Source organism: Cellulosimicrobium sp. RS (assembly GCF_046159675.1).
In the GTDB taxonomy this organism is placed as follows: Bacteria; Actinomycetota; Actinomycetes; order Actinomycetales; family Cellulomonadaceae; genus Cellulosimicrobium; species Cellulosimicrobium funkei.
On sequence record NZ_JBJXVU010000001.1, the window covers coordinates 209524 to 222656 of the forward strand.

Here is a 13133-nt window from a genome sequence, read left to right on the forward strand (position 1 = left end):
GGCCCACCGGACCCGGGCGAGCCCTACGCCTCGAGCAGCAGCGCCTCGCCCTGGCCCCCGCCGCCGCACAGCCCGACGGCGACGCGCCCGCCCCCGCGGCGCGCGAGCTCGTGCGCCGCGTGCACGGCGAGGCGGGCGCCGGACGCGCCGATGGGGTGCCCGAGCGAGATGCCGCCGCCGTGCACGTTGACGACGTCGGGCGAGACCCCGAGCACGCGCGTGGAGACCGCGACGACGGTCGCGAAGGCCTCGTTGATCTCGACGAGGTCGAGGTCGTCGACCGTCCACCCGGCCCGGTCGAGGGCCTGCCGGATCGCGCGCGCCGGCTGGGAGTGCAGCGACGTGTCGGGGCCGGCGACCTGCCCCCACGCCCGCACGGTCGCGAGCACCGGCGTGCCCGCGGACTCGGCCCGGGCGCGGGTCGTGAGCACGAGCGCGGCGGCGCCGTCGGAGATCTGCGACGCGTTGCCCGCGGTGATGGTGCCCTCGGGGTCGAACGCGGGCCGCAGGCGCGCGAGGCCTTCGACCGTCGTGTCGGGGCGCACGCCCTCGTCGTCGCGCACCTCGACCGGCTCGCCCCGGCGCTGCGGGACGCTCACGGGGGCGAGCTCGGCGTCGAACAGGCCGTCCTTCGCCGCGGCCGCGGCGCGCTGGTGCGAGGCCGCCGCGACGGCGTCCTGCTCCTCGCGGGGGACGAACACGTCGCCCACGTTGGTGCGCTCGGTCGAGACGCCCATGGAGGTGTGGTCGAACGCGTCGGTGAGCCCGTCGCGCGCGACGGCGTCGACGAGCGTCGCGTCCCCGAACGCGAACCCGGCGCGCGACCCGGGGAGCAGGTGCGGCGCGTTGGTCATGGACTCCTGGCCGCCGACGAGCACGACCTCCGCCTCGCCGGAGCGGATCATCCGGGTGCCGTCGATGACGGCGGTGAGCCCCGAGAGGCACACCTTGTTCACCGTCACGGCGGGCACGTCCCAGCCCACGCCCGCGGCGGCGGCCGTCTGGCGCGCGGGGTTCTGGCCCGCCCCGGCCTGGAGCACCTGGCCGAGCACGACGGCGTCGACGGCGTCCGCGCCGAGGCCCGAGCGCTCGATCGCGGCGCGCGCGGCGACCGCGCCGAGCTCGACCGCCGTCAGCGCGGCGAGGGAGCCCTTGAGGCGGCCCTGCGGCGTGCGGGCGGCGGCGACGACCACGACGTCGTCGGGGGAGTGCGGGGTGGTGGTGCTCACGGCTGGACCTCCAGGGGTGCGGACGGCGGTGTCTGCGCGGGCGCCGGGGGTGTGGCGCCCGCTCGTGCGGCGGCGGCGTCGACGTCGGCAACGGCAGTGTCGACCAGCCCGAGCAGGAGCCCGAGGAACACGTCCGGCTCCTCGAGGTGGGGGCTGTGCCCGATGCCGGGCCGCACCTCCTCACGGTACCGCCCGCCCGCGGCCGCGTAGGCGTCGAGGACGGCCCGGGTCTGCGCGACCATCGGCTGCGGCGGGTGCGTCTCGACCCCGGGCCAGCCAGGGACGGCGCCGAGCGCGCCGAGCTGCGCGAGGTCGAACAGCGACGTGTCCGAGACGATCGCGTCGGCGTCGCCGCGCACCCACAGCACGGGCGCGGTGGCGCTGGACGTCGCGAAGCCGGACAGGTCGCAGTACTTCGCGCTGATCGCGTTGTTCATGCCGCGCGTCCCGGGCGCCACGCCGGGCCACGTGCCCGACACCGTCCGGTCGCCCGGGTAGCTGTCGTCGCCCGTGCGCGTGGAGAGCACGGAGTCGAGCAGGAGCTCCTCGAGCGCGCCGAGCGGCTCGCCGAGCGCGGCCGGGTCGGCGACGTAGAAGCGGCGCAGCACGTCGCGGGGCGACCCGGCGTCCTCGCTGCGATCGCCGGCGGCGAGCGCCGCGACGAACGCCGGGTTCGCCGTGCCGCCGCCCGAGCCTGCGAAGTCGGGGGAGAGCGGCGTCCCGGCGACGTCGCGCGTGCCGCCGAACCCGTACGGCGACATGGGCGCCTCGAGGAGGATCGCGTCGAACAGGTCGGGCCGGTCGGTCGCGAGCTGCAGCACGACGCCCGCCCCCGCCGAGTGCGCGACGGCGACGAGCGGGCGCGCGAGGTCGAGCGCGTCGAGGACGGCCGCGACGTCGTCGGCGAAGTCCCGCACGCCCCGGGTCGCGTCGACGGGCCGGGGCTCGGCGTCGCCGTACCCGCGCAGGTCGACGGCGACGCCGCGCACGTCGGCGGGGAGCGCGCGCAGCAGCGGGTCGAAGAACGCCGACGACGAGCAGTTGCCGTGCACGAGCAGGACCGTCGCGCGGGCCGCACCCTCGGCGGCGACCTCGCGCACGTGCTCCCGACCGCGCGGGGTCGGGACGTCGCGGCGCAGCACGTCGCGCGTCACGACGGCGTCCCCGCGGCCTGCGTGGACGGTCCTGGGCCGGCGTCGGCGACGTCGAGCGGGGCGTCGTCGAGCGCGACGGCGAGGTCGGGCTCGGTCGCGGCCCGCACGTCGTCGACGCTCACGCCGGGTGCGGTCTCGCGCAGGACGAGCCCGTCGGGCGTCACGTCGATCACCGCGAGGTCGGTGATGACCCGGTGCACGACCCCGCGCCCCGTGAGGGGCAGCGAGCACGAGCGCAGGATCTTGGGCGACCCGTCGCGCGCCACGTGCTCCATGAGCACGATCACGCGGCCCGCCCCGTGCACGAGGTCCATCGCGCCGCCGGGGCCCTTGACCATCCTGCCGGGGATCATCCAGTTGGCGAGGTCGCCCGTCTCGGAGACCTGCATGCCGCCGAGGATCGCGGCGTCGATCTTGCCGCCGCGGATCATGCCGAAGCTCAGCGCGGAGTCGAAGAACGCGGCGCCCGGCAGGACGGTGACGGTCTCCTTGCCGGCGTTGATGAGGTCGGGGTCGACGGCGTCCTCGGTCGGGTACGGCCCGACGCCGAGGATCCCGTTCTCGGACTGGAGCACGAGGTGCTTGTCCTCGGGCACGTAGTTGGGCACGAGCGTCGGCAGGCCGATGCCGAGGTTGACGTACCAGCCGTCCTGGAGCTCGCGCGCGGCGCGCGCGGCCATCTCGTCGCGGGTGAGCGGCACGGCTCAGCCCTCCTTCGTGCTGGTCGCGGTGCCCGACGGCGCGGGCGCGGGCTGGTCGGTCGGGGCGGCCGAGCGCACGGTGCGGCGCTCGATGCGCTTGGGCACGTCCGGGCCCACCTCGACGACGCGGTGCACGAACACGCCGGGCAGGTGCACGGCGTCGGGGTCGATCTCGCCGGGCTCGACGAGCTCCTCGACCTGCGCGACGCACACGCGGCCCGCCATCGCGGCCAGCGGGGAGAAGTTGCGGGCCGACCGGTGGAACACGAGGTTGCCGTGCCGGTCGCCGCGCAGCGCGTGCACGAGCGCGAAGTCCGTGGTGATCGCGTCCTCGAGCACGAACTCGGCCTCGTCGGCGAACGCGCCGTCGCGACCGCGCGGCCCGACGCCGAACGTGCGCACCTCCTTGGGCGCGCTCGCCTGCGCGACGCCGCCCGCGCCGTCGTACCGCTGGGGGAGGCCGCCCTCGGCGACCTGCGTGCCGACGCCGGTGCGCGTCCAGAACCCGGCGATGCCCGCGCCGCCGGCGCGCAGCTTCTCGGCGAGCGTGCCCTGCGGGGTGAGCTCGAGCTCGAGCTCGCCCGAGAGGAACTGCCGCTCGAACTCCTTGTTCTCCCCGACGTACGAGCTCGTCATCTTCCGGATGCGGCCGGCGCCGAGCAGGACGCCCAGGCCCCAGTCGTCGACGCCGCAGTTGTTGCTCACGACCCACAGGTCGCGCGTGCCCTGGGCGAGCAGCGCCTCGATGAGCGCGATCGGGTTGCCGCACAGGCCGAACCCGCCGACGGCGAGCGACGCGCCGTCGGGCACGTCCGCGACGGCCTCGGCCGCGGACGCGACCACCTTGTCCAGCCCGGTCCCTCGTGGGGACGCGATCGTGGGGCTCATGCCGTGACCTCCTCGTCACTCGCCGGTCCGGGTCCGTCGCTCGTGACGGCGGCCAGGGCCCGCAGGGTCTCGCCCGCGACGGCCTCGACGCCGGGCGGGCTCATGATGATCGTGTAGTGATTGATACCCGCTATGTCGCGGGTGCGCAGCCCCGGCAGCCGCGCGCGCCACGCGGCGAGGTGCTCGGGGGAGTAGAGGGCCTCGGGCTCGTCGAGCAGGCCGCGCGGCGCGCGCAGCAGCACGAGGGGGACGTCGAGCGGGTGGTCGCCCGCGAGCGCGTCCGCGAGCGGCCCGCCCTCGTAGAGCTCGAGCGAGTCGGCGGAGACCGCCGCGCCCGACGACGCCGGGCGCAGCGCGGGCGCCTCGCCGACGAGGTCGTAGTCGACGTACCCCGCGACGACGTCGGCCCACGGCTCGTCCCACGCGCTCGCGAAGGCGGGGTGCGCGCGCCAGAAGCCGCGGTACTCCTCGTGGTCGGCGAACGTGCGCTCGAGGCGCTCGACGGCCGGGCCGAGCAGGGCGCGCAGGACCTCGTCGTGCGTCGCGTCCGGCGCGAGCCCGGTCGGCGGCGGGAGCGGGATGCCGCCGTCGACGAGCACGAGCCGGGAGACGCGGCCGGGGTGGCGGTGCGCGAGCACGACGGACACGAACGCGCCCATGGAGTGGCCGAGCGCGACGACGTGGTCGATCCCCAGCGCGTCGAGGACCGTCGCGAGGTCGTCCGCGTGCGCGCCCATGCCGTACGGGCCGGGCAGGCCGTTGCTGCGCCCGCGCCCCCGCAGGTCGGGCGCGACGACGCGCACGCCCGGCAGCGCCGCGACGACGGCCGGCCACGCGCGGTGCGACGCCGTGATGCCGTGCACGGCGAGGACGGTCGGGACGGCGTCGTGCGCGGGGGGCGCGCCGCCGTCGGGCCGGGCGCCCGGCTCGGGTGCGGGCGGGCCGACCGGGTCCCACACGCCGACGCGCATCCGCCCGCCCGCGACGGGGACGTCGAGCGTCGCGTAGGTGTGGGTCGCGGCGGTGACGTCGTCCGGCGCGGTCGTCGGCGCGGTCACCGGGCGCTCCAGCCGCCGTCGATCGTCCACGACGCGCCCGAGACCATCGACGCGTCCGGGCCGGTGAGCCAGCCGACGAGCGACGCGACCTCCTCCGGCTCGACGAGCCGCTTCACCGCGGACTCGGCGAGGAGCACCGTCGCGAGCACCTCGGACTCGGGGATGCCGTGCACGCGCGCCTGGTCGGCGATCTGCTTCTCCACGAGCGGCGTGCGCACGTACCCGGGGTTGACGCACACGCTCGTCACGCCGTGCGGACCGCCTTCGAGCGCCGTCACCTTGGACAGGCCCTCGAGCCCGTGCTTCGCGGACACGTACGCCGACTTGAACGGCGACGCCACGAGGCCGTGCACGGACGACACGTTGACGACGCGCCCGAACCCGCGCGCGTACATCCCGGGGAGCGCGGCCCGGACCAGCAGGAACGGCGCCTCGAGCATGATCGCGTGCAGCAGGCGGAAGTCGTCCGGGCGGAAGTCCTCGATGGGGCTCACGCGCTGCACGCCCGCGTTGTTGACGAGGACGTCGACGTCGAGCGTGAGGTCGTCGAGCGCGCGCGTGTCGGCGAGGTCCACGACCCACGCCTCGCCGCCGAGCTCGTCCGCGAGGCGCTGCGCGCCGCCGGGGTCGACGTCGGCGACGGTCACGTGCGCGCCGCGCGCGGCGAGCTCGCGCGCGCACGCCGCGCCGATGCCGCTCGCGCCGCCCGTGACGAGCGCACGACGCCCGGAGAGGGTCGGGGCGGTGCCGGGGCCGGTGGCGGGGACGGTCATCGCGCGTCTCCTTCGGTGTCGGTCGAGGTGGCGGGCCTGGTCCCGGTCGGGGGGGCGGTCCGCGGCGCGGCGAGCGCGCGCTCGATGAACTGCATGGTCTGCTCGAACACGTGCGGGGGGACCTCGGCGGCCGCGGTGTCGTACGACGGCGGCTCCGCGCCCTCGTCCCAGCGCCCGCCCCACAGCACCCAGCGCATCCCGACGATCTCGCCGATGCCCATGAGCGCCCACGCGGCGACCTCCGGGTCGACGTCGTGGCCGACCTCGCCGTTCGCGCGCGCCTTGTCGAGCCCGGTCATGTAGCCCTCGACGATGCGCGCGTAGTGGCGGCGCAGCGCCCCGGGCGAGACGAACTCGGCCTGCCGCACGATCCGGTAGAGCGCCGGGTGCTCGGCGGTGAAGCGGAAGAACGCCTCGAAGCCCGCGCGCTCGGCGGCCAGGCGCGTCGTCGCCTGCGAGCTCGCCTCGATCATCGCGTGCCGCACGCGGCGGTTGAGGTCGTCGACGAGCTCGTCGAACACGTCGATCTTCGACTCGAAGTACAGGTAGAACGTGCCCTGCCCGACGCCCGCGGACTCGGTGATCTTCACGATCGACGCGTCGTGGTACCCGACCTCGGCGAACACCTGCTCGGCCGCGGCGAGGATCTTCGCCCGGGTGCGGTTGCCGCGGGCGGTGCGGGGCTGGGTGCTCATGAGTCCTCCGGGACGGTCACGCGCTCGGCGAGCGAGCGGCGCGACACCTTGTGCAGCGACGTGCGGGGCAGGGACGGGACGAGGTCGAAGCGGCGCGGGACCTTGAAGTGCGCGAGCTCGCGGCGGCAGAACGCCTCCAGCTCCTCGGCGTCGGTGGGGTGGCCGGCGCGCGGGACGACGAACGCGGCCCCGACCTCGCCCCACCGGTCGTCGGGGACGCCCACCACCGCGACGTCCGCCACCGCGGGGTGGCGGCGGAGCACGGCCTCCACCTCGGACGGCGTGACGTTCTCGCCGCCGACGATGAAGACGTCCTTGAGGCGATCCACCACGCGGTAGCACCCGTCGACGTCGCGCTCGACGAGGTCGCCGCTGCGCAGCCAGCCGTCGCGCAGGACGGCGGCCGTGGCGGCCTCGTCGCGGAAGTACCCGGCGAACACCCCCGGTCCGCGGACCAGCAGCTCGCCCGCCGCGGGCCCGTCGAGGTGGCGGCCCGTCACCGGGTCGGCGACGGCGACCTCGACGTGCGGGTACGGCGTTCCGGCCGAGCCGCTGCGCTCGCGGGCCTGGTCGTCGGGCAGGCACAGCACGTTGGGGCCCGCCTCCGTGAGCCCGTAGCCCTGCGAGAGGGCGACGCCGCGGCGGTGCCACGTGCGCAGCAGCGGCTCCGGCATGGGCGCGCCGCCCACGACGGCGTGCCGCAGCGACGACAGGTCGGCGTCCGCGAAGCCGGGGTGCTCCGCGAGGAGCAGGTAGTTCGTCGGGACGCCCATCATCGTCGTGACGCGGCGCTCGGCGACGAGCTGGAGCACGCGCTCGGGCTCGAACGTGCGCTCCAGGACGACGGTCGCGCCGGTCCACCACGCGAGCAGCGGCTGGATGTTCCACCCGCCCGCGTGGAACTGCGGCAGCACGCTCAGCACGACGTCGTGGCTCGTCAGCTCGACCGTGCGCGAGAGCGAGAGGTTCGTCCAGAAGCAGTTCGCGTGCGTGAGCAGCGCGCCCTTGGGCGTGCCCTGCGTGCCGGACGTGAACACGAGGAGGAGCGGGTCGTCGTCGCGCACGGGCCGGCGCTCCGGCGCGGGGCCCCGCCGCGACGGCGGCGGGACGTGCGCCTCGACGCCGCTGCGCCCGAGCTCCGCCCGGCGGGGCGGGCGGCCGGGCCGCTCCCCGTCGAGCCGGCGCAGCGGGTCGAGCCGGTCGAACGCCGAGTCCGCGAGGCCGGAGAACTCCTGCTCCACGAGCACCAGCGCGGGGTCGGCCTGCTCGACCTGGGCGGCGAGCTCGCCGGGCGACAGCCGCCACGACAGCGGCGCGAGCACGAGCCCGGCCTGCGCGCACGCGAAGAACAGCACGACCTGGTCTGCGCTGTTGCCCGTGACGGTCGCGACGCGGTCCCCGACGCCGTAGCCCGCCTCCCGGAACGCGGCCGCCAGGGCGCTCGCGCGCTCGTGCAGGTCGCGGTAGCGCAGGGTCACGCCGCGGTCGTCGACGGCGACGCGGTCGGGCGTCGCGAGCGCGCGGTCGCGCGTCCAGCGCCCGAGGGTGTGCAGGCCGTCCTGGGCGTCCTGGTGCTGCGTCGTCATGCCACCTCCTCCAGGCGCTCGCGGGCCTCCTCCCGATCCTCCCGCGGGCGGCGGCGCGCGGCGAGGCGCGACGCGGCGCCCGCGATGCCGCCTGGCAGGAACATCACGACGAGGATGAAGAGGGTGCCGAGCAGGAACAGCGGCTCGCTGAGCGGCACGCGCAGCACGGCCGGGAGGTCCGCGACGGCCGCGGAGCCCGCGAGCGTCCCGAGCCGCTGGTCGAGGATCGTGTAGAGCACGCCGCCGACGATCGCGCCCCACCGGGACCCGACGCCGCCGAGCACGACCATGACGAGCAGCGTGAGCGTGAAGTCGGCGGACGTCGCGCGCGGCACGGCCCCGGACTGGAGCAGCAGGTACGCCATGCCGACGACGGTCGCGAGCGTCGCCGCGAGGACGAACACGAGGAGCTTGACGAGGTAGGGGCGCCCGCCGATGACGCGCACGCGCATCTCGTTCTCGCGCGTCGCCGCCGCGACGTGCCCCGCGCGCGACCGCTCGACCCACAGCACCACGAGGTAGACCAGGACCAGCACGGCGAGGGCGAGCCAGTAGAGGTTGCGCGTGTTGAGCACGCCCACGAACGCGTCGGGGACGTTCCGGGTCGCGAGCGCGAGGCCCTCCTCGCCGCCGGTCGTGCCCCCGGGGTTGCGGCGCACGAGCACGTTGCCCGCCTGGGCGAACGCGAGGGTGACCATGGCGAACGAGATGCCCGTGACCCGCAGCGAGACGGCCCCGACGACGTGCGCGAGGACGATCCCGCCGACGAGCACGAGCGCCGCGGCCGGCAGGAGCGGGATCTCGGTCGTGTCGAGCACGATCGCGAGCCCGTACAGCCCGGCCGCGAAGTACAGCGCGTGGCCGAAGCTCAGCAGCCCCGCGACCCCGAACAGCAGGTGGTAGCTCAGCGCGAGGGCGCCGATGAGCCAGCACATCGCCATCATCTGGAGCGCGCCGGGCGTGTACGTCGGGCCGGGCAGGACGCCCGGCACGTGGAGCGCGAGCAGCGGGAGGCACGCGAGCAGCGCGACGAGCGCGACGCCCGCGAGCGTGCGGACCAGCGTGCCCGACGGCGCCCGGCGGGCGGGTCGGTCGGCGCGCGGTGCGTCGTCGGCGGGGGCGGCCGGGGCCGTGGGAGCGGTCTGGGTGGTCATGCGGCTGCCCTCCCGAGGAGGCCGGTGGGACGGACGAGGAGCACGAGCGCGAGGAGGAGCACGACGAGGAGGTCGCCGTAGCCGAGGTAGTAGTTCGCGAACTGCTGCAGGACCGCGACGAGCACGGACGCGACCGCCGCGCCGGTCAGGGAGCCGAGCCCCCCGATGACGGTGACGATGAACGCGAAGATGAGCAGCGACCCGCCGAGGTGCGGGGAGACGTACCCGAAGTACTGCGAGGCGAGGACCCCGCCGAGCCCCGCGGCGGCGCCGCCGACCGCGAAGACGAGCGTGAACGCCTTGCGCACGTCGATGCCGAGCGCGGTGACCATGGACCGGTTCTCGACGCCCGCGCGGATGATGAGCCCGTAGCGGGTGCGCTGGAGGAACAGCACGATCGCGCCGAGCACGAGCGCCGCGGCGCCGATCGCGACGAACCGGTCGTTGGGCACCGGCGCGCCGGCCAGGTCGGTCGTGCCCTTGAGCCACGCCGGGCCGGAGATGAACTCGGGGTCCGATCCCCACATGCCCTCGAACAGCGCGACGGACGCGAGCGAGAGCCCGACGGTGACGAGCACCTGCTCGATGTGCCGCTCGTAGAGCGGGCGGATGAGCAGGAGCTCGGTGAGCGCCGCGGCCCCCGCCCCGACGACGGCCCCGGCGAGCAGCGAGAGCGCGAAGACGCCCCACGAGTCCGCGCCGAGGGAGCGTGCGACGAACCAGCCGCCGAACGCGCCGAGCGTGAGGAACGACCCGTGCGCGAAGTTGAGGACGCCCATGAGCCCGTAGATGAGCGACAGGCCCGACGCGACGAGGAAGTACAGCGCCCCGAGGCCGAGCCCCGTGACGAGGAGGAGGACGATCGTGCTCACCGGGCCACCGCCCCTTCGGTTCCGTGGTGGTCGACCTCGGCGTGCACGCCGAGGAGCTGCTGGACGCGGTCGGGGTCGTCGAGGAGCTCGCGCGCGGGACCGGTGTGCACGACGCGGCCCGCGTCGATCACGACGACGCGCTCGGCGAGCCGCTCGATGACCTCGAGGTTCTGCTCGACGAGCAGGATCGGGACCGTGCGGGCCGCCTCCGCGAGCGCGTCCGACACCTCGCCGACGATCCGGGGCGCGAGGCCCTTGGTGGGCTCGTCGACGAGGAGCAGGCGGTTGGCGTTGAGCAGGGCGCGCGCGAGCGACACCATCTGCTGCTGCCCGCCCGAGAGGGTGCCCGCGCGCTGGGCGGCGCGCTGCACCAGGTCCGGGAACAGCTCCGCGACGAGCTCGCGTCGCGGGTGGGCGTCGCGCTCCGCGAGCCGCAGGTTCTCCGCGACCGTGAGCCCGGCGAACACCTCCCGGTCCTCGGGCACGTACCCGACGCCGCGCCGCACGATCCGGTCCGTGCGCTCGCCGTCGACGCGCTCGCCCGCGAGCAGCACCTCGCCCCGGCGCTCGATCAGGCCGAGCACGGCCTTGAGGGTCGACGTCTTGCCGACGCCGTTGCGGCCCAGCACCGCCGTGACCCCGGTGGCCGGGACGGAGAAGGTCACCCCCTCGACGACCTGCTGGCCCGCGATGCGCGCGGACAGCCCGCGCACCTCGAGGACGGGTACGTCGCTCCCGACCGCGGGCTGGGCGGTGCTCCTGCTGCTGCCGCTCATGCTGCCTCTCCTGCCGTGACGCCGAGGTAGGCGCTCTGCACCGTCGGGTCCGCCATGACGGCGTCGGGGGTGTCGCACGCGAGCAGCTCGCCGTGGTGCATGACGGCGACGCGGTCCACGAGCCCCAGCACGACGTCCATGTGGTGCTCGACCATGAGCACCGTGCAACCGGTCGCGTGCAGGTCGCGGATGACCTCGACGAGGCCGGGCACGTCGGCCGACGACACGCCCGCCATGGGCTCGTCGAGCAGCACGACGCGCGGCTCGGTCGCGAGGAGCACCGCGATCTCGAGCTTGCGCTTGTCGCCGTGCGACAGGTCGCCCGCGGCGACCTCGGCGCGGCGCACGAGCCCGACGGTCTCCAGGTGCCGGTCCGCCTCCCGCGTCGCGGCGTCGCCGCGACGCGGGAAGCGCAGCACCGACAGGGCGCCGCCGAGGCGCCCCTGCGCGGCGAGCCGCACGTTCTCCCGGACGCTCAGGCGCGGGAACAGGCTCGACGTCTGGAACGTGCGGCCCAGGCCCGCGCGGGCGCGCGCGGCCACCGAAGTGGTCGTCACGTCCGCGCCCTCGAGGAGCACCGCCCCGCTCGTCGGGCGGTGGATCCCCGAGACCAGGTTGAAGAGCGTCGTCTTGCCCGCGCCGTTCGGCCCGATCACGCCGAGCATCTCGCCCTGCCCGACGGCGAGGCTCACGCCCCGCAGGATCCGCGCGCCGCCGATCTGGAGCCCGAGGTCGCGGACCTCGAGCGCGGGGAGGGTGTGCGGCTCGCCCACGTCAGCCCGCCTCGGCCGGCGCGACGTCGTCGCCCGGCACCTCGGCGACGAGCTCGGGAGCCCAGCCGTCGCCCTCGGCCACGAGCTTCACCTGGTACATCGGCTGGACGAGCGCGTGGTCGGACGCGCGGACCGTCGTCGTGCCCTTGGGGCCGTCGAAGCTCCAGCCCTCGAGCGCGTCGACCATGGCGTCGACGTCGTCGCCGCCCTCGGCGATCGCGTGGACGATCATCTGCGCGGCGACGAAGCCGTCGGGCGTGAAGAGGTCGGCCTGCTTCCCGGCCTCCTCGACGGACGCGAGCATCGCGGCCTCGACCTCGGTGCCCGCGGCGCCGGGGAAGTAGTGGTTGAGGAAGTCGACCTTGCTCGCCGCGGCGCCGTACGCGCCGTAGGTCGCGACGTCGCCGAGCCCGGTGACGACCGTGGTCGCGTCGAGGACGCCCTGCTGGTCCAGGCCCTGCCACATCGCGCCCGACGTCGCCCCGGCCCACGCGACGAACACGAGGTCGGGCGCGGCGTCGACGATCTGGTGCGCGAACGGCGTGAACTCCGTCGCGTCCTCCGGCACGAGCACGCTCGTCACCTCGGCGCCCTGCGCGCCGAGGACGGCCTCGACCGCGGCGAGGTTGCCCTGGCCGAACGCGTTGTCCTGGGCGAACACGACGACCTTCGCACCGTCCGGGTCGACGAACGTGCCGGCGGTCGCGACGTCCTGGAGCGACTGGCGCCCCGAGCGGAACGTGTAGTCGTTGATGCCCGTGAGCGCGTCGACCGCGGCGGGCCCGGAGATGTAGAGCACCTTGTTCTGCTCGGCCTGCTCGGCCAGCTTGAGCGCCACGCCGGACACGACCGTGCCGCCGAGGATCTGGTAGCCCTTGCCGATGAGGTCCTTGGCCTGCCCGACCGCCTTGTCGGGGTCGCCGCCGTCGTCGTGGAACGTCACGTTGACGGGGCGGCCGTCGACCTCGCCCGTGCCGTCGGTCGCGTAGTCGAGACCGGCCTGGAAGCCCTCGTAGTAGGCCTCGCCGTAGGCCGCGAGCGGCCCGGTCTTGGAGTAGATGATGCCGACGTCGACCGGGTCGGCGCTCGTGCTGGTCTCGCCTCCGGCGCTGCCGCCGCCGCTCGCGTCGGTCGGCGCGCAGGCGGCGAGCGCGAGGCTCGCGGCCGCGAGCGCGGCGACGGCGAGCGCCGACCGCTGGGACTTCTTCGTCCGCATGACTTCGCCCTTCGTTGGGTGGTCCTGAGGGGGAGCGCCGCTCGAACATGAGAGGCGATTCAGGTTGCGGGAATCATGGATCCCCGGGCGGCGCGGTGTCAACCCGCGTCGGGAGGGACCGCCGTGCGCCCGGTGTCGCGAGCGCGCCGGTCGCGGCAGACCTGATGTTGACAGGTGATTCAGGTCACACGTAGCGTCCGGTTCGCCCGGGTCCGGCGCGCGACGGTGCGCGCCACGGCGCGCGAAGCGCCGACGGCG

The 13133-nt window shown here is 75.4% G+C and carries 13 protein-coding genes; all 13 read right to left on the reverse strand.

The annotated features are described in order from the left end of the window. Positions 1 to 23: 23 nt before the first annotated feature. The 13 genes from ACI769_RS00900 to ACI769_RS00960 are packed head-to-tail and all read right to left on the reverse strand — an operon-like array spanning position 24 to position 12875. Positions 24 to 1229 (reverse strand): acetyl-CoA C-acetyltransferase, encoded by a 1206-nt coding sequence (locus ACI769_RS00900; protein WP_085388294.1) that lies wholly within the window; start codon positions 1227 to 1229, stop codon positions 24 to 26. Continuing rightward, the gene (locus tag ACI769_RS00905; RefSeq protein WP_085388293.1) at positions 1226 to 2383 is read right to left on the reverse strand and encodes an alpha/beta fold hydrolase; all 1158 of its coding nucleotides are present in this window, start codon (positions 2381 to 2383) and stop codon (positions 1226 to 1228) included. Before ACI769_RS00905 ends, ACI769_RS00900 begins: the two co-directional genes overlap by 4 nt. After that, positions 2380 to 3084, reverse strand: coding sequence for a CoA transferase subunit B (locus ACI769_RS00910; protein WP_409141051.1), 705 nt, complete (start codon positions 3082 to 3084; stop codon positions 2380 to 2382). Before ACI769_RS00910 ends, ACI769_RS00905 begins: the two co-directional genes overlap by 4 nt. Positions 3085 to 3087: 3 nt before the next feature. Continuing rightward, positions 3088 to 3972: a CoA transferase subunit A gene (locus ACI769_RS00915; protein WP_409141052.1), complete on the reverse strand. Its 885-nt coding sequence runs from the start codon at positions 3970 to 3972 to the stop codon at positions 3088 to 3090. Next, complete coding sequence (locus tag ACI769_RS00920; protein WP_409141053.1) at positions 3969 to 5030, reverse strand: alpha/beta hydrolase; 1062 nt, start codon at positions 5028 to 5030, stop codon at positions 3969 to 3971. Before ACI769_RS00920 ends, ACI769_RS00915 begins: the two co-directional genes overlap by 4 nt. Continuing rightward, on the reverse strand, positions 5027 to 5803 hold the full coding sequence (locus ACI769_RS00925) for a 3-hydroxybutyrate dehydrogenase (RefSeq protein WP_409141054.1): 777 nt from the start codon (positions 5801 to 5803) through the stop codon (positions 5027 to 5029). The genes ACI769_RS00920 and ACI769_RS00925 overlap by 4 nt, the downstream gene beginning before the upstream one ends. Beyond that, positions 5800 to 6498 carry a TetR/AcrR family transcriptional regulator gene (locus ACI769_RS00930; protein ID WP_163184608.1) on the reverse strand — a complete coding sequence of 233 codons (699 nt, stop codon included), beginning with the start codon at positions 6496 to 6498 and terminating at the stop codon, positions 5800 to 5802. The genes ACI769_RS00925 and ACI769_RS00930 overlap by 4 nt, the downstream gene beginning before the upstream one ends. Then, positions 6495 to 8084, reverse strand: coding sequence for a class I adenylate-forming enzyme family protein (locus ACI769_RS00935; protein ID WP_409141055.1), 1590 nt, complete (start codon positions 8082 to 8084; stop codon positions 6495 to 6497). Before ACI769_RS00935 ends, ACI769_RS00930 begins: the two co-directional genes overlap by 4 nt. Beyond that, positions 8081 to 9238 carry a branched-chain amino acid ABC transporter permease gene (locus ACI769_RS00940; RefSeq protein ID WP_409141056.1) on the reverse strand — a complete coding sequence of 386 codons (1158 nt, stop codon included), beginning with the start codon at positions 9236 to 9238 and terminating at the stop codon, positions 8081 to 8083. Before ACI769_RS00940 ends, ACI769_RS00935 begins: the two co-directional genes overlap by 4 nt. Then, complete coding sequence (locus tag ACI769_RS00945; protein WP_076405207.1) at positions 9235 to 10110, reverse strand: branched-chain amino acid ABC transporter permease; 876 nt, start codon at positions 10108 to 10110, stop codon at positions 9235 to 9237. The genes ACI769_RS00940 and ACI769_RS00945 overlap by 4 nt, the downstream gene beginning before the upstream one ends. Next, entirely contained in the window at positions 10107 to 10886 is a 780-nt protein-coding gene (locus ACI769_RS00950) for an ABC transporter ATP-binding protein (protein ID WP_409141057.1), read from the reverse strand. Before ACI769_RS00950 ends, ACI769_RS00945 begins: the two co-directional genes overlap by 4 nt. Next, a complete protein-coding gene (locus ACI769_RS00955; RefSeq protein WP_085388287.1) occupies positions 10883 to 11659 on the reverse strand; it encodes an ABC transporter ATP-binding protein in 777 nt (258 codons plus the stop codon). The genes ACI769_RS00950 and ACI769_RS00955 overlap by 4 nt, the downstream gene beginning before the upstream one ends. Before the next feature lies 1 nt (position 11660). Further along, positions 11661 to 12875: a substrate-binding domain-containing protein gene (locus tag ACI769_RS00960; protein ID WP_076405209.1), complete on the reverse strand. Its 1215-nt coding sequence runs from the start codon at positions 12873 to 12875 to the stop codon at positions 11661 to 11663. Positions 12876 to 13133: the final 258 nt, after the last annotated feature.

What these genes read in the sequence shown, in the direction of transcription:
- ACI769_RS00925 (WP_409141054.1), bottom strand. Translation starts at nt 5,803, where the DNA reads ATGACCGTCCCCGCCACCGGCCCCGGCACCGCCCCGACCCTCTCCGGG.
- ACI769_RS00915 (WP_409141052.1), bottom strand. Translation starts at nt 3,972, where the DNA reads ATGAGCCCCACGATCGCGTCCCCACGAGGGACCGGGCTGGACAAGGTG.
- ACI769_RS00935 (WP_409141055.1), bottom strand. Translation starts at nt 8,084, where the DNA reads ATGACGACGCAGCACCAGGACGCCCAGGACGGCCTGCACACCCTCGGG.
- ACI769_RS00940 (WP_409141056.1), bottom strand. Translation starts at nt 9,238, where the DNA reads ATGACCACCCAGACCGCTCCCACGGCCCCGGCCGCCCCCGCCGACGAC.
- ACI769_RS00960 (WP_076405209.1), bottom strand. Translation starts at nt 12,875, where the DNA reads ATGCGGACGAAGAAGTCCCAGCGGTCGGCGCTCGCCGTCGCCGCGCTC.
- ACI769_RS00950 (WP_409141057.1), bottom strand. Translation starts at nt 10,886, where the DNA reads ATGAGCGGCAGCAGCAGGAGCACCGCCCAGCCCGCGGTCGGGAGCGAC.
- ACI769_RS00930 (WP_163184608.1), bottom strand. Translation starts at nt 6,498, where the DNA reads ATGAGCACCCAGCCCCGCACCGCCCGCGGCAACCGCACCCGGGCGAAG.